The following is a 24,693-nucleotide window of genomic DNA, read 5'->3' as shown; positions in this document are numbered from 1 at the left end:
AAACCGACACAAAACACACAAAGGATGTTAAAAAAATTATAATAATTCTATAATTTTTTTACAAATGATTAAATATCAATTAATAATTTATTGTTTTTTCGCAAGTTTTCTCTATTCGCAAACTTCTAATGGAGCAAAGGCACCAAATAGTTACATTTACGATGTAGATCTTGCAGATGCCAATAATTACGGCGGTATAAAAATTCCCGTTTTAAAGGCCTATGAAATGTGGGCTAATTACGAATATTTAAAAACGAATGGCGCTCCAAGTCCGATCCCCGCAGGAGTGCAAACCGCTTCTCTGTATTGGGAAGACGTGCCCGGATTGGTGGAGAATTTAAGTATTGAAAGTGGCTCAAAACCGTCTGATTCGAAAATTATTGTAGAAATAAATAAAGGAAAAGGCAAGGGAAATGCAGTGGTCGCTTTCAAAGTGAATGGGACCATTTACTGGAGTTGGCATATCTGGGTAACCGATAATCCGGAAAACGGAGTGGCCTATACCCAGGGATTTGAAACTGATATTGACGGAAAACTGATTACTGTTCAGTATATGGATCGTAATCTGGGTGCAGCCAGCAACAGTTTTTTAGACAATCAATGGCAGAAGTCGGGTGGATTAATGTATGAATGGGGAAGGAAAGATCCTTTTCCACCGCTGGTGTACAAAGACGCCAACTTTTACGAAATTTCCGGGGAAGTAGGTGTTTTAAAACACCCCGGCATCGATCCGGTGAATACAATTCCGGTTGCGGTGAGGCCATTTGATGAAATTGAAAAAAACATTCAATATTCAGTAAATAATCCCATTACCTATATCGTGAATACTGATGCGAATGGCAACTGGTTTTCCAGCAGCAGATATAAAGTTGCGGGAGCAAGTCCTGATTATAAGACCTGGGATTTGTGGTCAGACAATGCAAAAGGCGGAAACAGCAATGCAAGCAGTTCTGATGCCTCTTTAAAAAAGGAAAGCAGTTCCTACGAATTAAAATCAGAATTGGATCCCTGTCCGAATGGCTGGAGAATTCCGTCTTATTATGGAAGGGAAACAATGAATAATAATTTGTCTTTTTTCGGAAGAAAAAACAGCGGTGCAAATGATGATATAGATGTGGCTGCGAGACAAATTTCTCCAAATGCTGTTAATGCCCGATTAGATGGTGTTAAAGTGTATCCTGGTTTAGGAATGGATTTCAGCAACGCGCAGGGTGGAGTGCGGAATTTAGGACTTGTGCCGGTTTCAGGCGGCTATGTTTATTATCCCAATTCGGTCTCGCCTGATGCACCTGTAGGGATTGTGTTTCAGGATAATGCCGCAAACGGAGGAATCTGGAGTGCGACTTATGCTTACGATGGAGCAAGATTATTTTCTATGATCTCGGATCCGATGCGCAGCACCACTTCTGTGGGTCTTCATGAGATTTTTGTGAATCAGACCAATCCTACAAAATCCGGAAATGCCGTAAAATGTATGAGAGATCCCAATCTTTCAAAAATCGGTGATTTTGCCACCCAATATTATATCTCCCAAAAAGAAGACTACCGCGTAGGATTGGATGATCCGAACTCATACATCATTATTAATGAAAGAAATATAGAGATTCCTGTTAATAAAGCATTTTCTGTTTATAACCAATATCTTTCTGACCACGGAACTTTACCGACGGACAATTTACAGGCGAAAGTACTTTGGACCACTAATAAAAATTTAATTTCCGAAGTTACACTTAAACCCAATCCGGCAGATTTAAGAAGCTCGGTGATTGCGGTAAATACAGTGCTTGGCGAAACCGGAAACGCGGTAATCTCTCTTCATAACGGTGATGTAAACAGTCCTGCACTTTGGAGTTGGCATATTTGGGCTACCAACGACGATCCCACCGCGAAGCCAATTACTTATCTTACGGAAACTCCCGCACCGACTTCTTATAATTTTGTGAATCCAACAGTAAGCAAGTCGCCTCCGATGCTCACTGTTTTTATGGACAGGAATTTAGGGGCAGAAAGTAATGCTTTGGAATCAGGAAAAGCAAACGGTCTTCATTACCAGTGGGGAAGAAAAGATCCACTGCCTTTATTTCAGGAAGGGAATCCAAAAGTAATTTATACTTCCTCCGGTAACGGTTCGAACTTGAAACCCGGGGATGCTTTTAAAGGAATGCTTCTTAGTTTTAATGAAACTGGTGCCGATGATTATCTGAATGCCCAAACCGTGGCTTACGAAAATTATGGATCTAAAAATGCCAGGAAACACAAGAAAATAGCAGAAAATATGCTTTATTCGGTTCAAAATCCTTTGCGTTTCTTATATCATTCGGGAACAGGAAAAATATATGATGGCGGAAATCATTACAGCAATGATTTAACGAAAGTAAGAGACTGGGTTTCAGATGAAAGAGCCGCTGCAGACAACCGATGGGGACACGCCGATAAAAAATCACCGTTCGATCCTTGCCCTGAAGGATGGCGGGTACCGGATGTTACTTTAACCAACCTTTATACAGGATCCAAAGGGAATTCCCCATGGTTCAACGGTTACCAGAAAGATGCCTATGGAAAAGCGGGCGTTATTCAGGATCAGTGGCACGATATCGCCAACTATTACTCCGGAACTGTTGCCGGAAATAACGGCTGGAAATTTGAAAATGCACTCTTCCCAATCGGAAATTTCCCGAAAGACGGAACTCGCGGCGAGCTTGGCGAAAATAAAATATCGTTTGACCGATCCGGCGTTTGGACTGCTGCTATGGCGGATTACAATACAGGATATGCGCTTGCGATGCAGTTTCAGGGAACCAAGATGCAAACCGGAACTGCCGTTTATCCACAGGCGGGAATGTCTGTTCGATGCGCCAAAGATGAAAAAAGATTGCTGGGAGTGCCGACCTCGCACGTTAATGGAGGAGCAGTCCTGAATTCGGAGGAAGTTGTAATTCCGACGGACAGCAAGCCTGTAGATCTGTATCCCAATCCATTTAAAGATCAATTTACAATTAACAGCAAAGACGCGCAGTTTGTCGAACTGTATGATCTAAGCGGTAAATTAGTATTGAAAACAAAAGTAGAAAATGGAAGTGTAATAGCCAGAAATTTACTGAACGGAATTTACATTGTTAAAATTATAATGAAGGATCAGTCTTTCATTACCAAGAAAATAATCAAGCAATAGTTATTATTTAATTTTAAAGTAAAAGCATCACCGTTTGGTGGTGCTTTTTTTGTTATTTTTGTTCAAAATCAATAATTCCTACTATGAACCTCGAAGACATTCTCCTTCCGCCTAAAGCAGTGAAAACCGAAAAATGGCAACTCGGAAACATTATTTCCCATGAAATACAAGAAAACGGGATCGTGCTTATCTTTTGTTCAGATTACCGCGGAATTGAAAATGGTACAGCAGAAATTCTCGATTTTAGACAGGTGAGAAAAGAACTCTATCAATTGTCGAAATTAGATTTTGAAGTTCCGGTTTGTGATTTGGGAGATCTGATTTCCGGAAGGTCTCATCAGGATACGCATTATGTTTTGCAGGAAGTTTTGTCGGTGTGTCATCAAAAAAATGCGATTCCGGTTGTTGTTGGCGGCAGCAATGATCTGGCTTTTACGCTTTTTTCTGCCTTGAGTTTTCATCAGAAAAACAGTAATTATACTCAGATTTCCAATCTTATTTCCTTGGCAAATGATGGTGAAGAGTTGACAGAGAAAAATTTTCTTTCTAAAATTTTAAGTTCCAAAACTTTCGATATTAAAAATTACCACCATCTTGGTTATCAGAAACACCTGAATGAAATGGATTCGGTGAAACTGATGAAAGAAGTAGAGTTCGATGTCGTGCGTTTGGCGGAATTAATGAACAGTACCGAAAAAACAGAGCCGTTTTTCCGCCGTGCAGATTTGGTGACTTTAAACTGTGACGCGGTAGAAAGTATGGGCGATGGTTTTTCTGTAAATCCGCAAGTCAACGGTTTAAATAAAAGAGAAATCTGCGCTTATATGAAAGAAACCGGTCTGAGCCAGAACTTAAAATCTGCAGGCATCTTTAATTATAATGCCAATTCACGGTACTTTCTGAATCATCAGCTTTTAGCACAAATGATTTGGCACCTCATCGAAGGAATTAATATTCAGAAATCTCATCCGGTTGAAAGATCATTTGAAACCTTTTGGCTGATGATCGATGACCGGAAATATGCTTTCCAGCGGGAGACCTTCAGCGATCTGTGGTATTTCGGTGATGAGGAGAAAGAAGAAAATTTAATTCCGTGCTCGCTGTCGGATTATGAAGCCGCAAAAAGAGGATTCATAAATCCCCGTTTTCTGAGAAATTAACCCGGTTCGGGGCAGATGACGCGGATAGATTAAAATACTTATTTTAGCTTTTTAAACACACCAATGAAAATAATTCTGTCCAGGGTTTTCAACGCTCCTTTCATGCTTATTCTTCTTGCTGTTTTGGTGAAGATCCCTTTGCTTTTTACCGGAAATATTCAGGAAGATTCGTTTATTACATGGCGGGTTGCGAGAAATTTGGTAAAATACGGAGTCATTGGTTTTAATGGTGATGAAAGAATTTCTGCTTCTACTACGCATTTATATGTTTTTGTAACAGCGTTTTTCCAGCTGATTTTTGGCCGAAATTTTATTGATCCTCTGCTTGTTTTTAGTGGAATTCTGTTTGCGGTCGGATCATGGTGGATGGCGAAAATTCTTTTTCCGGATGAGGTGATGAAACGTGGCTTTTTTGTTTTATTGCTCAATATTACACCACCTGCCTTAACCGCTTCTTTTCTCGGAATGGAGTATGGGATTTTGTTTTTCCTCTATAATGGACTCATTTATTTCGGACTTTATAAAAATAAAAAATGGGCCTATTTCCTGTTTCCGGTTCTTCTGCTTTGGACAAGAATGGATGCCGTGATTTTTCTTGGGATTTTCTTTTTGGCAGATTTTTATCTTAAAAGAAAAATTAACTTTATTTATATTTTAGGCGGAGTCATAGGAGTTGCAACGGTGGTTGGTTTCAATTATCTGTATTTCGGCGAAATTGTAAATCATACGATTACGGCCAAAAAAATCGCCTATAAAAATTTAATGCAGAATAACAGTATTGAATTTTTGCTTTACCAATGGGCGTATTATGGTGGTTTGATCAAGAAATACGGATTGTTCAGCTTTTTGCTTTTCGTTGCCTTCCTTGTCTTTTTGAGTTATGTGGTTTTTAAAATTATTAAAAACAAAAAAGCCGGAACTTTAACTTCCAAAGTAATATTGGTTTCGGTTCTTGTTTTTGCGCTGGCGAAAATTACCGTCTTTTCTTTGTTTAAAGCGTACTTCGATTGGTATTACTGGATTCCGCGGGTTTTTCTTTTTGTGGTAATTCTGTATTATTTTTTGAGCGTTAATACCTGGAAAAAGAAAATTGTTCTGCTGGGGATTTCTATTGTATTTGTTGGGTTGTATGTTTTTCAAATGCTGCAGTCCTGCACGGTCGGCTATATGGAAGAACGGCAGAGGATGAGCATCGCGGCAGATATTAATAAAGATAAAGTGGGTATCGGAAAATCGATTTTGTTGGAGCCGGCTGGGATTATTCCTTTCTATACGGGACTTTATACTTACGATGAGGTCGGTTTGGTGAATGCCAGGATAAATGATGAAATGCTGAAAGATGAAGAATACTGGTGGATGAATTCAGTGGTAAAGTTTCATCCCGATTATATTCTGACCATTGCGAAAAAGCCAGGAGATATCAACAGTTTTTATAAAATGAAGCCGGAAAACAGGGCGGATTTTAATCGCGATTACAAGCTGCTGAAAACATATCCTATCGCAAGAATTCACGATAATGCGCCGTCAGTTTTGAAATGGATTTACCAAATTAGACCCATCGGTAAGGATTATTTTCTCTATAAAAAACGTTCTGAAAAACCATAATGACATGCCCAAAATCTCGATAATTGTTCCGGTTTATCAGGTGGAGAAATACCTTAGAAAATGTTTGGATTCTTTGGTGAATCAGACTTTGAAGGATATCGAGATTCTGGTTGTAAACGATGGAAGTCCGGATCAGTCTCAAAAGATCATTGATGAATTTCAAGAACAATTTCCTTTAAAAATAAAATCCTTTATTAAAGAAAACGGCGGTTTGAGCGATGCCCGGAATTTTGGTTTAGATAAAGCAACGGGCGAATTTATCGGTTTTGTAGACAGTGATGATGAGGTTTCGAAAACGATGTTTGAAGAGATGTATACTTTAGCCCAAAAACATGACGCAGAAATGGTGATCTGTAATCTGCAGAAAGTTGATCAGCAAGGAAATATTTCTCAGAAACTGACGCAGATTCCTAATATGCCTGAAAAAATAGATCTGCGGGAAAATTTTTCCGTTTTTTCAGATCTTTCTTATTTCGCCTGTAATAAAATTTTCAAAAGAGAACTTTTTGAAAACAGCAGATTTAAAAAAGGCGTTCATTTTGAGGATATTCAGTTGATTCCCCAATTATTATTGAAGTGTAAAACGGTTGCACAAACGCAGAATTACCATTATCAATATTTAGAACGAACCGGTTCTATCACAAAAAACCATAGCAGAAAAGGATTAGATATTCTGAAAGCGGTAGAAGAGGTGAATGCTGCTTTTGAAAAATCACAGTATGCAGATAGAAAGGCAGAACTTAAGAATTTCAATATTCTGGAAGGCGTTTATACTTATCTGGCCTACCTGGCTTTTGTAAAAGAAGAGGACGCTTATCAGAAGATGGAAAAAGCGCTGAAGACCTTTGTTGAAAATCATCATATTTCGATGAAAGAAATATTAATCTATCAACGATTTGAAAAGAATTATCTCTTATCTTTGTCTTTAAGGAAAAAAATTTATTATATCCTTTATTTTTCGGGGCTCGGTCAATTGATGAGAAAATTAATATAAAAACACAACATTATTGATGCCAATTCTACATCCTATTTTTATGATCATTTTTCTCTTTCTTGCATTTGCGAGTTATTGGGAGATTTTCAGGTTAGAGAAGAAGCAGAGTGTTTTTGTTTGGATTGCAGGAGTGTTAATAGTTGCGGCTGTAGGTTTCCGGCTCAATGCGGGCGCTGATTATCCGGTGTACAAGGTGCTTTTCTCGGGCTTTGCAATATATACTTCGTACGGAGATGTTTTCGATAAGGCACTTTTCCGCCCCAATTCCGAGGAAATAGAATGGATTTTTGTCCTGATTAACAAACTGGTCTTCGATTTCGGAATGCCGTTTTACATTGTAACATTTATTATGGCGCTCATCGCGGTGAGTTTAAAATTTACCGCGATTTATAAGAACGTGGCTTTTCCTACTTTAGCCTTACTGTTTTACTTTATGCCGATCATGTTTTTTGAAGATTCAGGACAGATGCGGCAGGGTTTGGGAATTGCGGTCTGCGTGGCCTCTTTCAAATTTATCAAAGAACGGAATCTGATTCTGTTTTTGCTCTGCATGTACATTGCACTGGGCTTTCACAAGACATCGATTGTGTTTTTGCCCGCCTACTGGATTGTGAAAATTCCGATGAACAGCAAAAGAATTTTCTGGGTATTAATCATTGCGCTTTTATCCTCTCCTTTTGAGCTCTACCGTTTGGGCGGAGGTTTGTTCAGCTACCTTGCGCCAGACGATCTTTCAAATGCGTACACCGGCTATTTAAATGACCATTACTACGGAACGGAAGTGGAAACTGGTTTGAATGATATTGTCAAATTAATATTTATCGGAATTTTAATTAAATTTGATAAAAAAGGCTGCGAGGAGGTTTTGTGGTATGAATACATGCGGAACTTAGCGGTCTTTGGTCTGGCTCTTTTTTATTTTTTCAGGTCAAACGAAATATTTGCCGTCCGGCTTCCCGGCGCTTATATGTTTTTTGTGACCATGTTCTGCATGACGAACCTTGTGTATGCGACTAAAGGCATAACGCGACAAATCCTTTATCTTGGTTTTATGAGCTACTTTATTGCCATGTTTTTCTACTTTGGCAAAGGCAACGGGGACAAAGGCGGGTTTTCATCAGATAAATATACTAACGCACTTTGGTAATTACGATGAATGATATAGTTAAAGATGGGTTAGCAAATTTGGGAATTTCCCTGTTTTATGCAAAGTTAGTGCTGGGTTTGCTGTTTTCTTTTATGTTGACCTTTTTCTCTATTCCTACCATTGTGAAGATTTCTAAAAGAAAAAATCTGATGGATGAACCTGGAGCACGAAGTTCTCATCTCCGGAAAATACCCAATCTTGGCGGAATTGCAATTTTTTATTCTTTGGCGGTATGCGCGTCTATTTTTGCATTTGAACTTTTTGAACTCTATAAATTTTTATTCGCTTCGCTGGTCATTTTGCTGTATATCGGCGTGATGGATGATGTTGTGGTAATGCGGGCTTACAAGAAACTACTGGCGCAAATTGTCGTCACTTCATTAATGGTTCTGGGCTCTGATGTAAGGGTGAGAAGTTTTTTTGGTCTATTCGGCATCTACGAACTGAGCTATACTTTCAGTGTGATTTTTAGTATTTTCACATTTATCTCTTTAATCAATGCATTTAATTTAATTGATGGTATTGATGGTTTATCAGGCGGATATTCAATTATTTGCAGTTCTTTGTTTGGAATCAGCTATTTCCGCTTAGGGGAATATAATTATCCGTTAGTAGTGCTATCTGCTGTAATTATCGGTTCGGTACTCGGTTTTTTATATTATAATCTTTCTGATTCCAGAAATAATAAGGTTTTTATGGGGGATACGGGTTCGATGATTTTGGGGTTTTTACTGGCCTTTACTGCAATCTGCTTTATCGATATTTTCATTGATAAAAAATTGCCCGGGGTGCCAAGATATTTCCTCCAAAGTGCGCCGGCGGTAACAGTAGCTATTCTAATTCTTCCGATTGTAGATACTTTAAATGTAATTTTTATCCGTTTATTTAAAAAACAGTCAATATTTATTGCTGACAAAAACCATATTCACCATGCGCTTTTAATGCTGGGTTTAACTCACCGCCGGTCTTCTTTTTACATTTTAGTATATTATTTATTCGTGGTGATGGCTGCTTATTTTTTAAGACATATTGATGTGAATGTCTTGCTGCTGGTGATCTTAACACTGGGATTTACAGGAGCATACATTCCGCGTGTCATTTTATATACAAAAGAAAAAACCCATTAATTATTTGTTAATTTGCAAACAACATACTTACGATGAAAATACTTAAAACAGCTTTATTGATGCTTCTGCCTTTTTTCCTTTTTTCGTGCATTTCAAGTAAAGATGTACGGTATATGCAGCCTAACGAAAGTTTGGTCATTAATGAAGAAGGTTTGGTTCCGTATAATATTCCTGTTTACAGGATTACCAAAAATGATATTTTAACACTCAATATCGTGACCACGCCGCAAGGTGATGCTGCACAATTCTATTCGGCACTAAATGCGTCGGCGCCAAACGGATCGCAGGTCGGCAGCGCGGGATCAGCAAGTATGAATATTTCTAATCAGGGATCCGGGCAGGGCGGTAATACAACTATCTATTTTAACGGGCTGAAAGTGGATTCTAATGGAGACGTTAACGTTTTCGGAATCGGTTACATCAAAGCGGAAGGCAGGACAGTGGAAGAGCTGACCAAAGAAATTCAGGATAAAGTAAATGAGAATTTTGTAGCAGGCAAATCTGAAGCGAGGCTGAATATTGACGGCATTACGTATTATATTTTAGGAGATGTAGAAACCGTAGGAATAGGCGGCGAGAAAAAAGCACATAAAAATACCTTAACAATCACCGAAGCATTAGCAATTAACGGTGGTTTGAACAGAACCATTGACCGCACGAATGTTGTTATTCATAGAAAGTTACCGGAAGGAATTAAAAGAGCCAAAATAGATTTAACCCGCGAAGATGTAATGAATTCTCCCTATTATTGGGTACAGAATGGTGACGAAATATTTCTGAATACCCGGTCTAAAAACCTGAATGGATTTGGCAAGGATCCTATTCAGACATTGACTACCGGGGTTTCCCTTGTTACTACCGCACTCACGATTTACTTAATCTTTACAAAGCTTTAAGATGATTCCCGGAAAAGAAAATACAGGTGCGACTGCAGCCCAGGATAAAATCGGGTCATTTGCAATTTTTGATGTCGAACATTTTATCCGAAAAGTACTGAGAAACTGGTACTGGTTTTTTCTGATGGCTGCTTTAGGATATGGGATTTCGGTGGTATACAGCAAGTATTACGCACAGCGGGTCTATGCCTCAAATCTGTCTTTAAGTATCTCCAATAATTCAGCAAGTTATTTCACTCCCAATCAGTCGATTAATTTCATCTGGGGACAAACCGGTAATCAGGACGGAATGTATCTGAAAAAAATGCTGCTTTCCAGATCACATAATGAATATTTGGTAAAACAACTGGATTTATATGCCAATTATGCAACAAAAGGGCTTATCAAACAAACATACCTTGATAAATACGATTCACCGGTTTTCTTTGAGATTGATAAATCATATCCTCAACAGGTAAATTATCCCATAACAATTATTCCTAAAGGAAGAGATCAGTTTGAAATTGAATTGCCAAAAGAAGGCGAATCTAATTCGGTGTATTCCTACGAAACAGAAGGTTTCAAAACCATACCGAAATACCAGAGACCGGCAAATAAAATCATTGCTCTGAACCAATGGTACACATCGCCGAATCTTAAATTCAAATTGATAAAAAACCCACATCCAAGCGAAATTATATTTGACAATATTATCGTATCGCTGACCACGGTTAATAATGCGGTTAATAATTTGGTGAGTACCATTACAGTTGACTTCGATAAAGAAATCAATACCATTATGATCATCGGTAAAAAAGGATTTAACCTGAATGGTACAGTTAATTTTCTTAATACATCGGTCGACGAACTCGAGAAAAAAAGATTAATCGACAGAAATGTGGTCGATAAAAATACCGAAAAGTATCTGCTGGATAACCTGATCAATATCCGCAAAAAATTAGATTCCAGTGCAACGGTTTTAAACCACATGAAAGTTTCAGAAGGGTTATATAACATCAAGGACCGCGACGAAAAATCTCTGGAAAATATAAAAAATCTTGATGCCCGGAAAGCAGATTTCCTCACGCGGATCAACTCTTTAAACAGTATTAAAAATTCTTTGGAATCGCAGAATTTGGACCGCATGATCAGTACCAATACAGCTGGTGTAGAGGATGGTGTTTTCAATGCAACAGTTTCAGAACTGAAAGCTTTATATGCCAAGCGGCGCGAACTTGCCTTGATCTATACGCCAGCCTCAGAGCCCATGCGGGAAATTAACCGGTTGATTAATGAAGCGAAAACGAATTCCAACGGGTCGCTTCGAAATTATTATAATATCTATCTTAATGAAATTTCGAAAATAGACCGCGAAATCGCCAGAGCAAATATTGATCTGGTTTCGTATCCCGAAAAAGAGCGCAGGTATCTGGATGCCGAAAGAGGATACAACATGATCGAAGCGACTTATAACACGCTGCTTGCCAAGCAAAATGAGACGCAGATCAGAGTTGCTACCAATAAATCCGATATCAATGTTATTGATCCTGCTAAAAATTTGGGACAGGGACCTATCGCTCCGGATATTGCCAAAATCACCTACACCATTATTGGCGGACTGCTGATTTTACCCTTGCTTATTTTGGGTCTCGGCCAGTTGCTGGACAGCAGAATACGAAATATCAAAGAATTACTGCAAGCGACAAAAATCCCACTCTTAGGCGTTATAGGGAGAAGCAGCCATGATAATAATCTGACTGTTTTAGAACAGCCGCGGTCTTCGATCTCCGAAGCGTTCCGGGGAATCAGGGCGAATCTCAGATTTTTACATAAAGAAGATAACAGGTCCAAAGTCATTCTGGTGACCTCATCAGTCGGTGGTGAAGGAAAAACGTATGTTTCAATTAATATTGCGTCAGTAATGGCTTTAAGTGGCAAGAAAACAATTCTTTTGGGAATGGATCTGAGAAAGCCTAAGATTTTTGGCGATTTTAAAATTAATAACCACTACGGAATCTCCAACTATTTAACCGGAGAAGTTGAAATGGATAAAATCATTAATAAAACTTCTGTCCCGGATCTTGACGTGGCAACTTCGGGACCCATTCCGCCAAATCCGTCAGAGCTTTTGATGAGTAAACGTAATATTGAATTTATAAAAGAATTAAGAAATCACTATGATTTTATTGTTATCGATTCGCCACCGGTAGGATTGGTTGCAGACTCCTTTGAACTCATGCAGCTCGCAGATGCCAGTATTTATGTCGTAAGACATGAATATACAGAAAAGCACATGTTGAAAATGATTACAGAAAAGTATCATCACCATGAAGTGCAGAACCTTGGTTTAGTTTATAACGATTATCAGGCAGACAATAGTTACGGCTACGGCTACGGGTATGGTTACGGCTATGGTTATTTCGAAGAAGATGCTCATTATGAGGAGCCAACCCTGATCAGAATTAGAAATAAAATGAATAAAATACTGGGAAAAGTCAGGTGAAAAAAACTTCCCATTTAGCGGGTTATTTATTTAAAAAATCATAAAAACTAAAATTCATCGTTTTCAAATCAAGAAATTATGCTTTTTTGAGGTTATTTAACTAAAAATTAAGAATTTCCTTACGGTAAAAATGTTTTATATTTGCAAAATTATTTATGAAAATTGATGTACAGTCATTCATGCAGAAAAAAGTGATCTACACGCTCATCGCATTGTTTTTTATTTCAGTTGGCTACAAAGGTCAGCGTCATGAAGTAGGAGTGCAGCTGGGGATGAGTAATTTGGTTGGGGATATCGGCAGAACCAATTATGTTTTACAGAAACCTACTAGAAATATTTCTGACTACGGAATTCCTTTCTACGGAGGTATCCTTTACCGGATGAATTTTAACCCTTATCAAACGGTAAGGTTAAACTTGGGCTACAGTCACATTCAGTTTATTGATGCTCTGGCAAAAGAACAATACCGGCGAAACAGAAAGCTGTGGGGGACCAACTCTATTTTAGAAGCGGATCTGGTTTTCGAGTATAATTTTTTTCCGGTCAATGAGGAGCAGAAGAGTTTATTGAGTCCGTACATCTTCGGAGGTCTGGGAGCCATGCTTGCCAATACCCCGCAACTGATTGTAGAAAATGATTTTAACAGAACATCTGGGGCAGCTATAGCGCCAAATGATCCTAATGATTTTGTAACCAATACAACTTACACTTCAGGAAACAAATTAACCATGGCTATTCCTTTTGGAGTGGGCTTGAAATATAAATTTAATTATAACTGGGCTTTATTTGGTGAGTTCATGTTCAGACCTACCTTTTCAGACTCCATTGATTACAGCGTGATCGATGAGACAAGTGTAAAAGTAACTTATAACAAAGATATTGCGGGAAGTAAAAGCAAATCTCTTTTGCAGGAAACTCCTTATAAGGAAATTGCCGAAGCCAGAGTAGCTGATATTCTTAAAGCCAGGCAAATAGGAAATATTAATTCTAAAGATTGGGTGAACTCTGTTTCGATAGGTTTAAGTTATTCATTCGGAAGACCACCATGTTATTGTGATTAAAAAATGCAGTCGATAAAAGAAAAATTAAATCCGGATCATCTCCCAAAACACGTTGCCATCATTATGGATGGGAATGGGAGATGGGCAAAATCCCGCGGGAAGGAAAGAACCTTCGGGCACAAGCACGCGATCCAGGCAGTGAGAAATGCAGTGAATGCGTGTAACGAAATTAATATTCCTTACCTTACGCTCTACACTTTTTCTTCTGAGAACTGGAACAGGCCTCAGGATGAGGTAAGCACGCTGATGAGTTTGATATCAGAAACCCTGCTTTTGGAAGCGGAAGATATATTTAGCAAAGGTCTGCGAATGCACATCATCGGCGATATCAAAAAACTGCCACCATTGGTGCAGGAGCAACTAATGCAACTGGTAGAAATTACCAAAAATAATGATCGGGGGAATCTTGTTTTGGCTTTAAGCTACGGTTCACAGAAAGAGATTTTGAACGCCGTAAAGCAGATCAGTGCCGAAGTAAAAAGTGGCCAGCTGAACGAAGAAGATATCACCGAAGAAGTTTTTGAAAAACATTTATATACCAAAGATCTGCCGCCAGTTGATTTATTGGTAAGAACCAGTGGCGAAGTAAGAATCAGTAACTTTCTGCTCTGGCAGATTGCCTACGCAGAACTGCAGTTTTTAGATATTCTTTGGCCGGATTTCGGCAAAGAAGATTTCTTCAGATGCATTTATGATTATCAGAACAAAGAAAGACGATTCGGTAAAACAAGCGAGCAGCTTGACGAACAAATATAGAAATAAGAAATAGTTAGCAAGATAAAAAATGAAGTTTAAATTCTTACCCATCATCATGTTTGTGGCATCAGCCCATTTTTATGGACAGATTACGCCCCAGCAAAACACCCAGGAAAACAATCCTGTTCACGCTCAAGACGAAGCCGGAACTTATATCCTGAAAGACATTGTCGTAGATGGTGTAAAAAAATATACGCCCGCTCAAATTTTAAGATTTACAGGTCTTAATAAAAACGAGAGCGTAGAAATTCCGGGTCAAAAAATCAGCAACGCGATTAAAAAACTTTGGGAAACTCAGTCTTTTTCGGAAGTCGAGGTATATGTTGAAAGCATCGAAGGCGATCAGGTTGTTTTGCGTTTTAACCTTCAGGATTTAAAAGATCTGGGAGAAGTTAAATTTAAAGGCAAAGGAATTGGAAAATCGAAAAGTGAAAAAATGGCGAAAGACAATAATCTGAAGCCGGGAACCAAAATCACTCAGAATTTAGTGTCAACACTTAAAACCAATATCCCGCAGGAATACATTAAAAAAGGCTTTGCCGATGCTAAAGTCACGATTCAGGACCAGGTGAATGCAGGCGATCCTAATTTGGTGGATTGGACAATCACCGTTGATAAAGGCCGAAAAATCAAAATCAGCCATATTGAATTTGAAGGCAACGAAAGCATCTCTGATAAAAAACTTCGCAAGAACGGATTTAAAGATACCAAACAAAAAAGTATAAGTATCAAAGGAATTTTAAAACCTTCCAAATTTATCGAAGAAAAGTATGAAGATGATAAAGGGAACTTGATCAACTATTACCGCTCTTTAGGTTTCCGTGACGCACAAATCGTTTCTGATTCGGTGTGGAGAAATCAAAAGAATCAGTTTGAAATTAATGTAAAACTTGCCGAAGGTAAAAAATACTATATCGGAGACATTAATTTCTTAGGAAACACCGCATTCTCTACCGATTATTTACAAAAAGTACTGGGGTACAAAACAGGCGATATTTATGACGCAGTTGGTTTCAACAAAAAAGTTGGGGAAGACGGCGGTAAAGAAGATGATTCTGACATCAAGTCCACTTATATGAATAATGGATATTTGTTCTCGAATGTAACGCCGGTTGAAAAATCAGTAAAAGGTGATTCCATTAACCTTGAAATCAGAATTAATGAAGGCGAAAAAGCAACCTGGAACCGAGTCACCTGGAGTGGAAACACCACCACGCATGACCACGTAATTCTTCGTTCATTAAGAACAAAACCGGGAAGTTTATTCGCTAAAAGCGATATTAAAAGAACCTATTTTGATTTAGCAGGAATGCAGTTTTTTGATCCACAGCAGGTTGGTCAGCAAATTACACCAAACCCGCAGGATAATACGGTAGATGTACACTGGACTCTGGTAGAAAAAGGCTCGTCGCAAATTCAGTTGCAGGCCGGGTACGGTGGAGGTTCATTTATCGGAACTTTAGGGCTTACTTTTAATAACTTCTCACTGAAAAACTTTTTGAAATTTAAAGATTTCAAACCTGTTCCACAGGGTGACGGACAAACTTTATCTATTCAGGCGCAGGCTGGGCAGTTCTTCCAGAATTATGGGATTTCATTTACAGAGCCATGGTTGTTCGGGACAAAGCCGACTGCATTATCAGTGGGAGTTAACCAGTCTTTAGTCCGTTATTCGGATCAGTTTGGGGTAACACAAAAATTAAATATTTTCTCGGCAAGCGCCGGTTTAAACAGACTCTTAAGATGGCCGGATGATTTTTTCTCTTTGTACACTGGGATTCAGTATCAGAGTTATGATTTCGAAAACTATCCTTTCCAGTTTGGGAATACGACCGAATATTATGGATCTGCAAAGAACTTTAGTTTAAATATAGGATTAAGCAGAAACTCTGCAGGTTTAGATCCTATTTTCCCGACTCAAGGTTCGAATATTGAAGCGTCTGTGAAATTTACGCCGCCGTATTCACTCTTTAGCAATAAAGATTATTCAACAATGTCAGCGATTGACAAGTATAAATGGCTCGAGTTTTACAAAGTTAAAATGAAAGCCGATATTTATAACACCGTTGTAGGGAAAATGGTGTTAAGAAGTACCGCTGAAATGGGATTCTTAAACGGTTATAATAAAGAACTGGGAGCGCCGCCATTTGAGAGATTCTACGTCGGAGGAACCGGACTTTTCGGAGGAAGATATGACGGAAGAGAACTGGTACCGCTTCGTGGGTACGAAAATGCTTCCTCCACAGGAGGAACCATCGATGATGTTACGCCTTACGGTGGAGCAACCATTTATAACAGATTTGCCCTGGAATTGCGTTACCCGATCTCAATGAACCAAACTGCGAAGATTTATGCACTTTCTTTTCTGGAAGGAGGAAATGCGTACAACTCCTTCGGAAGTTATAATCCTTTCCAGTTGAAGCGTTCTGCAGGCGTAGGTATTAGAGTTTATATGGGAGCTTTCGGATTGATCGGATTTGATTTCGCATACGGATTTGATAAAACTCTTATGGGAACTGAACCTTCAGGTTGGAAAACACACTTCCTGATGAACCAGTCACTATAAATTTAATAAAAATGAAAAAGTTTCTATTGTTATTCATTCCTCTTCTGTGTTTTACAGTTTTTGCAAATGCCCAGAAAATCGGCGTTGTTGATACGGATGATATCCTCAGTAAATTGCCACAGTACAAAGAAGCAGAAGTGCGGCTGAATGAGCAGATTACCAATTGGCAAAATGAAATTCAAACTTTGCAGACGGAATTTGAAAAGAAAAAAACAACCCTTGAAAATGAAAAAGTTCTTCTCATCGGGGATCAGCTGAAACTCCGTCAAAAAGAAGTTGATGATCTGGATAAGAAAATTAAGGGAATGATCAATAATCGTTTTGGGTCGATGGGAGAAATCAATAATGCGAGATCTAACTTGACCAAGCCGTTCCAGGATCTCATTTGGGGAGCAATCAAGACCGTTTCAGAGAAAAATACTTTGGGCATAGTTCTTGATAAAAGCAATAACATCAGTGTGATTTTCCTAGATAAAAGATATGATTATACAGATAAAGTGTTAGATTTGCTGCTGAAAAATTCTCCTGCGAAAAACACAGAAACCGAAGCTAAACCAGGGAAAAGAAATGCGACGGAGGAGAGAACTGAAAAGATAAGAGTGATGAAAGCCAAAGGGAGTAAAGCTTTTGGTGAAGAAACAAAACAAAGTAATTAACAAACCAAACTATAAATTTATTTAACCTCAATTATGAAAAAATTAAGTGTATTATTTGCAGCAGTAATGATGTTTGCAACCGTAGGAGTTGCAAAAGCGCAGAAAGTTGCAAGTATGGATTATGAAGCTGTATTAGCTGTAATGCCAGAAACTAAGAAAATGACGACTGATCTGGAAACTTTTAGTAAAACTAAAGGTGATGAAATAAATAAACAAGCAGAAGCATTTCAAAAAGAAGTACAACAGTATCAAGCTGAAGGAGCAAAATTAAGCGAAGCTCAAAGACAGGCTAAAGAAGCTGAACTTCAGAAAAAACAACAAAACCTACAGCAGATTCAGACTACTGCTCAAAGCGATTTGGCGCAAAAAAGAGATACCGCGATTAAACCAATTATCGAAAAATTGAACAAAGCAGTAGAAAAAGTAGCAAAAGCAAACGGTTATGAATTTATTATTGATGCAGGTGCATTGATTTATAAAGGAGGACCAGACGCTACCGCAGCAGTAAAGAAAGAATTAGGACTTTAAGAGATTGTTTTATTATCCTAAACCATCCCATTTATCCGGGATGGTTTTTTAATTTTGTACCATGCAAAAAGAAATTTCAAACCTGTCAAAAATCCGTTTTAGCGACTGCGATCCGATCGGCCATCTCAATAATGTGAAATATTTGGAATACATGCTCAACGCCAGAGAAGATCATGTAGAAGCCGGTTATGGATTTACCTATGAAGAATATACCAGAAAAACAGGCTGTACCTGGATTACGATTCAAAATGAAATCGCCTATTTAAAAGAAGTGCGGTATAATGCGAAAGTCCTTATTTCCAGCAAAACCATTGAAGTGGGCGACCGTCTTTCCAAAGTCGAAATTTTAATGAAAAGTGCAGACGGTAAAACCATTCACTGTCTTTTATGGGTGACCGTGATTTATTTCAATATGAAAACACGGAAATCTGATGTTCATCCGGAAGATACCAGACGGTTATTTGAAAAGTTTCTGGTCGATTTAGAAGAAAAAGACTTTAAAAGCCGCGCATCGTATTTTAGAAAACAAAACAAAAAGGCAAATCTATAATGAAGAAAATACTTGTAATTGGCAGCAATGGACAATTAGGAAACTGTTTTAAAAAATTAGCACCAGATTTTGAAAATCAGTTTGAATTCAGATTCGCTGACTCTCAAGAACTGAATATTACCGAACGGAGGGCAGTTGAAGATTTCTTTGAGGACTATAAACCTGATTTTTGTATCAATGCTGCGGCTTATACCGCCGTAGATTTGGCAGAGAAAGAAGCCGACAAAGCTTTTGCAGTGAATGCTGATGGAGTCGCAAATGTAGCGGAAGCCTGTAAAGCTTCGAGAACCGTTTTAATTCATATTTCGACCGATTATGTTTTTGATGGTGAAAGCAATATTTCTTATTCAGAAGATAATTTTACCAATCCACAAGGCGTTTACGGAGCATCTAAATTAAAAGGTGAAGAACTCGCTCTGGAAAACAATCCACGAACGATGGTCATCAGAACTTCCTGGTTGTATTCGGAGTTTAATAAAAACTTTGTAAAAACGATGTTGAATCTCTTTTCAACGAAAGATGAATTGGGAATTGTTGCCGATCAGTTTGGCCAACCGACGAATGCGAATGATTTGGCAAACGCCGTCATGAAAATTATTCAGTCAGATCCGAAAATGTTCGGGATTTTCCATTTTTCAAATTACCCGGAAACCAACTGGTTTGAATTTGCCTCTAAGATTGCAGAATTTTCCAACTCCGGGATTAAACTGAAAGCCATTACCACCGAAGAATTTCCAACACCTGCGAAACGCCCGAGACGGAGCACAATGGCTTTGGACAAAATAGAAAAGGTGTACCGGATCGAACCCATCCACTGGGAACATTCCCTACAGGATTGTATCGAAACTTTAACAACAACTCACGAATGAAAAAATTCCTCTTTTTATATTTAATAGCTTTGTCCCCGTTCTTTTTTGCACAAAATGTGGTGCTGAACAAAGTGGTAAAATCTCATCCAAACGCTGATAAGGTTTTTTATAAAATAAATCCCCAGTCGACTCCTTCAGAATATTTGGGAGAAGTTGAAGTTCAGGGCTTTTCAGATAACGACGCCAACGTATTTGGCATGATCTATAAAAAAGCAAAGGAAATCGGAGCGAACGCTTTTTCCTACCAGCCTTTTGAAGAGATTGACGGAACTTTATCTAAATTCAATCCGATTCATTACAAATTAAGGCTGTATTATGTTTCAGCTTCAGATTTCCCTAAAGAAGACAACACGGTGTATTTCATTTCATCGCCTTATACCAAACAAACCATTTCCATTAATAATAAAAAGATGGTTTTTGAACCAAGGACGTATACCGAATTAAAATTGGCACCGGGACAAGTTTATACCATATCGACCCGGAAACTTTTGGGATCCAGTATAAAAATTGGAGCGCAACAAAACCAACCGGTTCAATATTTCCAACTTTCCGGTCTTTCGGTAAATTCGAATGAAAAGGGAAAGCCGGGAATTAATTTGAAATCCGGAGATATCATCAGACTCGAGCGGTCTTACGGAGAGTTTTTGACCACCATCTATCAGAATTTTTAAATAATGATATTCTAACGATATGAAAGTAGATATTTTAGCAATTGGAGCACATCCTGACGATGTAGAACTGGGATGCGGCGGAACTTTAGCAAAACTGATTTCAGAAGGTAAAACGGTTGCTATCGTTGATTTAACCGAAGGTGAACTCGGAACCCGCGGAACAAATGTCACCAGAGCAGAGGAAGCCGGAAACGCCTCAAAGATTTTAGGGATTTCTGACCGTACCAATCTGAAAATGAAAGATGGTTTTCTTTTGAATACAGAAGAGTACCAAATGCAGATTGTGAAAATGATCCGTAAATATCAGCCTGAGATTGTTTTGGCCAATGCTGTTGACGACCGCCATCCTGATCATGCTAAAGCAGCGAAATTGGTCTCTGATGCCTGTTTTCTTTCGGGGCTTGTCAAAATAGAAACTCATTTGGAAAATGAAAATCAGGAAGCGTGGCGCCCGAAACATATTTTCCATTATATTCAGTGGAAGCACATTACACCGGATTTCGTGGTTGATATTTCAGATTTCATGCCGAAGAAGATTGAAGCTTGTCTTGCTTTCAAAACCCAGTTTTACGATCCGAATTCGGATGAGCCGATGACGCCGATTGCTTCCAAAGACTTCCTGGAAAGCCTCACTTACCGGGCTCAGGACTTGGGTCGGCTGTCTGGAGTGGCCTTTGCAGAGGGGTTTACGACAGAAAAATTGATTGCTTTCAAAAATTTTGACGGAATAATTTTGTAGTATATCGAAAAGTATTATATTTGCAACCTCAAACGGTGATTGTAGCTCAGTTGGTTAGAGCGCCGGATTGTGGTTCCGGAGGTCGGGGGTTCGAGACCCCTCATTCACCCAAGTTAAAACGCATTGATTATCAGTGCGTTTTTTCGTTTTCTAAGTTTAAGAATGAAATTCCCTATGAAAAATAAAATATATTACATTCTTTTTTTACTTTACGTAACTGTTTTATTGATTTCGTTACAAAAAGAGGTGCAATTAGAGCATGAGTGGAAAGCCATTATGAATGATTTTTTAATGGATAAAGGATATAGACTGTTAGGAGTTCCGACAGCGTATATGCCCCCATTTTATTCGTACTATCTGTTGATTTGTAAAAAGGTTTTTGGTTTTACTTCCTGGATAAAAGTGTCCTGTTTCATTCAGGCAATCATTTATTATTTTTCCCTACATTATCTTTTTAAGACATTTCTGAAAGATGGACTTCATCAATGGAGAATCATTATTCTCTTTTTATCGGTATTGTTTTTTCCGCCCATATTGGTAGGAAGCTTAAGTATAAGTTCCTTTTCCCTTTCAGTAAGTATATTGTGTGTCTTCTTTGCCTTACTTTATAAAATTTATGATGAAAAGGATGTGAAAATAGAAAATATGATTTATATAGCAGTGATAAGTATCGCAGGACTATATATTAGATATGAATTTATTTTTATATTGATATTATCTGGACTCATCTACTTATTCCTTCGGAAAATCAGCGTGCTTAATTTCATCAAGATTCTTGTCTTTGTTTTTCTGGCGTATTTACCTTGGACTATTAGGAATTATATTTACATCGGCAAATTTACCTATTCTACGTCTCTTAATTATAATTTTGCAAAGGGCTACAATGAGGTCTACGATATTTTTTCGAGTTATAACTTTCCTTACGCTCCTGAAACTAGGCGAAAGGAGCCTATAGGCCTCTTATATAAGGAATTGAAAGGTGAGAAAGAGGTAGATGAGCATCTGTCCGCTCTGAATAAAGATTTTATAGATCAGCATCCAGGCTTGTTTTTGAAATTAACAGTTCAAAAGCTTGCAATTAATTTTTTACAATTTTTTCCTGATTATAAAGGATTATCTAAATATCGAATTTATATTTTTTACAGCATATTTTTTGTGATTTTCCAGGCGGTCTTAATTTTGGCAATGAAAAGACTGAAAGATGCTAAAAACAATTACTTATTAATGTTTACATTAAGTTTTTATCTTTTTTCACTGTTCTTCTACACTATTGCGCCAATGCCGAGATACTTTCTGCTCTTCTATCCAATCTTTACTGTAATAATAGTTAAATCTTTTCAGGACGAAAACGGTTCTTATTTTAAAATTAGGCAAAAAAAAACCGCATCCTAAGATGTGGTCTAATTTTACTTATACTTCTTCGTCAGATTCTATCGTGAATGACCGGGTTTTGAAATCCTTGTCATGTCTTTCAGAAATTACATCTTCGCCTTTTTGACCGATGATAAAATCTGTTGATTCTTTAAACATTTCTTCAAAACTTTTAAAATCTTCTTTGTATAGATAAATTTTATGTTTTTCGAAAGTGGCTTCTCCATTTTCACCAAAGTTCTTTTTGCTTTCGGTAATCGTTAAATAATAATCTCCTGCTTTGGTTTCCCGTACATCAAAGAAATAGGTTCTTCTTCCTGCCTTCAATACCTTGGTGAAAATTTCATTTTCATGGCGTTCCTTGTAATCACTCATTTGTAGCTATTTTTCAAATCTTGTATAACAAATATAAAAGATTTCTTTTAATTGTGGAATTAATTTTTAATTATTTACGAAAAAAAGCGGCTTATCTATAAAGAAACTATCACTTAATTCAGATTTTCATTTTCTATCGGAGTGAGGTTCAGGATTTTATCTGCGCGTTTTGCACTGCTTCCTCGGTGCGTAATAATGATTGAAGTACAGTTTTGGATTTCATTTTCAATATTTTGAAGGATATTTTCTTCGGTTTCCGTATCCAAAGCCGATAATGAATCATCAAAAATCAAAACAGACGGTTCCTTAATTAACGCTCTTGCGATACAGATCCGCTGTTTCTGTCCGCCCGAAAGCATCACGCCGCGCTCGCCAACCATCGTTTTGTACTGATCTTTGAACTCTACGATATTTTTATGAACATCTGCTTTTTTCGAGTATTTTTCGACCAACTGATGAGAAGGTTTGTCGATGGCGAATCCAATATTGTTTTCAATGGTGTCTGAAAAAAGAAAACTTTCCTGCGGAATATAGCCGATGAATTTCCGGTAGTTTTCTAAATTGTGGTCTTTTAAATTTTTTCCGTCGATAAGAATTTCCCCTTCCGTAGGATCGATTAACCGACAAAGTAAAAGGGCAATAGTTGATTTACCACTTCCGGTTTTTCCCATAATGGCTAACGATTTACCGGCTTCAATTTTGAAACTTAAATTCTCCAGGGCTTTAATTCCGGTATTTGGGTAAACATAAGATACATTTCTAAATTCGATATCTCCTTTTATCGGATACACTTCATTATTGGTATTAATGATATCGGTTTTCATATCGAGAAATTCATTAATTCTCGCCATCGATGCTTCTGCCCTTTGATTCACAGAAGTTACCCAACCGACCATAGAGAAAGGGAAAATTAAGATATTAATGTACAGAAAGAAATCTGCAATCTTGCCAACCGAGAGCTCATTCGCCATATATTTCTGCCCGCCGATTAACAGAATGACCACATTTAATAATCCAATGACAAACAGAATAATGGTGAAAAAATAGGCTTCTGTTTTGGCAAGATCCAGCGATTTGTCCTGATAATCTTTTACTTTGGTTCCGTAACTTTTTTCGATATAACTTTCTTTTGCAAAAAATTTCACCACCCGAATTCCCGAAAAACTGTCCTGTACAAAAGTTGAAATCGCAGACTGGCTCTTCTGCATAATTTTCGATTTTTTATTGATAATCGAACTTACTTTGTAAATGAGAAAAGAAAGAACAGGCAACGGCAGAAGAGACCACAAAGTCATTTCTACATTCGTATTGAGCATATAAATACTCGTAATGATCAACAGGATCAGTAAATTGACGACGTACATTACTCCCGGCCCGAGATACATTCTTACGGCAACAACATCTTCACTCAAGCGGTTCATCAGATCACCGATGGTTGTTCTCTTGAAGTCGGTTAACGATAATTCCTGATAATGATTGTAGATTTTATTTTTCAGTTCATATTCGATTTCTCTGGACGCAACAATGATGGTTTGGCGCATCATAAAAGTGAAAAATCCCGTCAGTAATGAAGAACCTACGATAATCGCAACATAAATTAAAACCTGCTTATTAAAACCTAAACTGTTGGTGTTTGAAATTTCATCCACGGATTTTCCTACGAACTGTACTTTAAATATATTGAAAAAATTACTGGCAATAATGAATAGAAAACCATAAAACAACAGGTTTTTATGTTTCCAGAAATAGGGATTAAGGGTTTTCAGTGCGTTCATAAATCATAAGGTTTTTAGCGGTTTGCTTGCCTAGAAACCTCTGCAAAAATAAGAAATTGAAAATTGATATTTTGTCGTAGTTGAGAAAAAACGGATGCTTGGGTATGATCGGAACAGATTATTGTTTGGTATAAATTACATCTTATAAGTCTCAACTTGGAACAATTTTATTATCTTTGCACCCTAAAAAGCT

At 37.9% G+C, this 24,693-nt stretch carries 20 protein-coding genes and 1 tRNA gene; 19 read left to right on the top strand and 2 right to left on the bottom strand.

All coding sequences use genetic code 11. The features are described from left to right. Positions 1 to 64: 64 nt before the first annotated feature. The 19 genes from QF004_RS05635 to QF004_RS05545 all read left to right on the top strand — a co-directional run bounded on the left by QF004_RS05635 (position 65) and on the right by QF004_RS05545 (position 22,371). Positions 65 to 3,172, top strand: a complete 3,108-nt coding sequence (locus QF004_RS05635) for a T9SS type A sorting domain-containing protein (RefSeq protein WP_307423787.1) — start codon at positions 65 to 67, stop codon at positions 3,170 to 3,172. An 83-nt stretch (positions 3,173 to 3,255) separates the two neighbouring features. Beyond that, the gene (locus QF004_RS05630) at positions 3,256 to 4,332 is read left to right on the top strand and encodes an arginase family protein (protein WP_307423784.1); all 1,077 of its coding nucleotides are present in this window, start codon (positions 3,256 to 3,258) and stop codon (positions 4,330 to 4,332) included. Between the two features lie 63 nt (positions 4,333 to 4,395). After that, positions 4,396 to 5,937: a hypothetical protein gene (locus tag QF004_RS05625; RefSeq protein ID WP_307423781.1), complete on the top strand. Its 1,542-nt coding sequence runs from the start codon at positions 4,396 to 4,398 to the stop codon at positions 5,935 to 5,937. Positions 5,938 to 5,941: 4 nt separating this feature from the next. Continuing rightward, a complete protein-coding gene (locus QF004_RS05620; protein WP_307423779.1) occupies positions 5,942 to 6,931 on the top strand; it encodes a glycosyltransferase in 990 nt (329 codons plus the stop codon). Between the two features lie 40 nt (positions 6,932 to 6,971). Next, complete coding sequence (locus QF004_RS05615) at positions 6,972 to 8,078, top strand: EpsG family protein (RefSeq protein ID WP_307423776.1); 1,107 nt, start codon at positions 6,972 to 6,974, stop codon at positions 8,076 to 8,078. A gap of 5 nt (positions 8,079 to 8,083) precedes the next feature. After that, positions 8,084 to 9,205 carry a glycosyltransferase family 4 protein gene (locus QF004_RS05610; protein WP_307423773.1) on the top strand — a complete coding sequence of 374 codons (1,122 nt, stop codon included), beginning with the start codon at positions 8,084 to 8,086 and terminating at the stop codon, positions 9,203 to 9,205. A 32-nt stretch (positions 9,206 to 9,237) separates the two neighbouring features. Beyond that, positions 9,238 to 10,101 carry a polysaccharide biosynthesis/export family protein gene (locus tag QF004_RS05605; protein WP_307423770.1) on the top strand — a complete coding sequence of 288 codons (864 nt, stop codon included), beginning with the start codon at positions 9,238 to 9,240 and terminating at the stop codon, positions 10,099 to 10,101. A 1-nt stretch (position 10,102) separates the two neighbouring features. Then, complete coding sequence (locus tag QF004_RS05600) at positions 10,103 to 12,583, top strand: exopolysaccharide transport family protein (protein ID WP_307423768.1); 2,481 nt, start codon at positions 10,103 to 10,105, stop codon at positions 12,581 to 12,583. Positions 12,584 to 12,738: 155 nt separating this feature from the next. After that, positions 12,739 to 13,644 carry a DUF6089 family protein gene (locus tag QF004_RS05595; protein ID WP_307423765.1) on the top strand — a complete coding sequence of 302 codons (906 nt, stop codon included), beginning with the start codon at positions 12,739 to 12,741 and terminating at the stop codon, positions 13,642 to 13,644. A gap of 3 nt (positions 13,645 to 13,647) precedes the next feature. Continuing rightward, positions 13,648 to 14,400: an isoprenyl transferase gene (locus QF004_RS05590; RefSeq protein WP_133439022.1), complete on the top strand. Its 753-nt coding sequence runs from the start codon at positions 13,648 to 13,650 to the stop codon at positions 14,398 to 14,400. Positions 14,401 to 14,428: 28 nt separating this feature from the next. Continuing rightward, positions 14,429 to 16,966, top strand: a complete 2,538-nt coding sequence (locus tag QF004_RS05585) for an outer membrane protein assembly factor (RefSeq protein WP_307423760.1) — start codon at positions 14,429 to 14,431, stop codon at positions 16,964 to 16,966. An 11-nt stretch (positions 16,967 to 16,977) separates the two neighbouring features. Next, complete coding sequence (locus tag QF004_RS05580; protein WP_307423756.1) at positions 16,978 to 17,622, top strand: OmpH family outer membrane protein; 645 nt, start codon at positions 16,978 to 16,980, stop codon at positions 17,620 to 17,622. Between the two features lie 33 nt (positions 17,623 to 17,655). After that, positions 17,656 to 18,150 (top strand): OmpH family outer membrane protein, encoded by a 495-nt coding sequence (locus tag QF004_RS05575; RefSeq protein ID WP_133439019.1) that lies wholly within the window; start codon positions 17,656 to 17,658, stop codon positions 18,148 to 18,150. A 61-nt stretch (positions 18,151 to 18,211) separates the two neighbouring features. After that, a complete protein-coding gene (locus tag QF004_RS05570) occupies positions 18,212 to 18,700 on the top strand; it encodes a thioesterase family protein (protein WP_133439018.1) in 489 nt (162 codons plus the stop codon). Continuing rightward, on the top strand, positions 18,700 to 19,569 hold the full coding sequence (gene rfbD / locus QF004_RS05565) for a dTDP-4-dehydrorhamnose reductase (RefSeq protein WP_307423750.1): 870 nt from the start codon (positions 18,700 to 18,702) through the stop codon (positions 19,567 to 19,569). The genes QF004_RS05570 and rfbD overlap by 1 nt, the downstream gene beginning before the upstream one ends. Beyond that, positions 19,566 to 20,240, top strand: coding sequence for a hypothetical protein (locus QF004_RS05560; protein WP_307423747.1), 675 nt, complete (start codon positions 19,566 to 19,568; stop codon positions 20,238 to 20,240). The genes rfbD and QF004_RS05560 overlap by 4 nt, the downstream gene beginning before the upstream one ends. Positions 20,241 to 20,259: 19 nt before the next feature. Beyond that, positions 20,260 to 20,979: a bacillithiol biosynthesis deacetylase BshB1 gene (gene bshB1, locus QF004_RS05555; protein WP_133439014.1), complete on the top strand. Its 720-nt coding sequence runs from the start codon at positions 20,260 to 20,262 to the stop codon at positions 20,977 to 20,979. Between the two features lie 34 nt (positions 20,980 to 21,013). Further along, positions 21,014 to 21,089, top strand: a tRNA-His gene (locus QF004_RS05550). A gap of 64 nt (positions 21,090 to 21,153) precedes the next feature. Then, entirely contained in the window at positions 21,154 to 22,371 is a 1,218-nt protein-coding gene (locus QF004_RS05545; RefSeq protein ID WP_307423741.1) for a hypothetical protein, read from the top strand. Between the two features lie 18 nt (positions 22,372 to 22,389). Here the strand turns inward: QF004_RS05545 and QF004_RS05540 are convergent, their stop codons facing one another. Both QF004_RS05540 and QF004_RS05535 read right to left on the bottom strand, forming a co-directional pair. Beyond that, positions 22,390 to 22,725: a DUF3276 family protein gene (locus tag QF004_RS05540; RefSeq protein ID WP_133439012.1), complete on the bottom strand. Its 336-nt coding sequence runs from the start codon at positions 22,723 to 22,725 to the stop codon at positions 22,390 to 22,392. Between the two features lie 113 nt (positions 22,726 to 22,838). Then, entirely contained in the window at positions 22,839 to 24,500 is a 1,662-nt protein-coding gene (locus QF004_RS05535; protein WP_133439011.1) for an ABC transporter ATP-binding protein, read from the bottom strand. Positions 24,501 to 24,693 lie beyond the last annotated feature (193 nt).

Origin of the sequence: Chryseobacterium sp. MDT2-18 (assembly GCF_030815285.1) — a bacterium.
Lineage (GTDB): Bacteria > Bacteroidota > Bacteroidia > Flavobacteriales > Weeksellaceae > Kaistella > Kaistella salivictor.
This window is presented reverse-complemented; position numbering and strand designations above follow the sequence as displayed.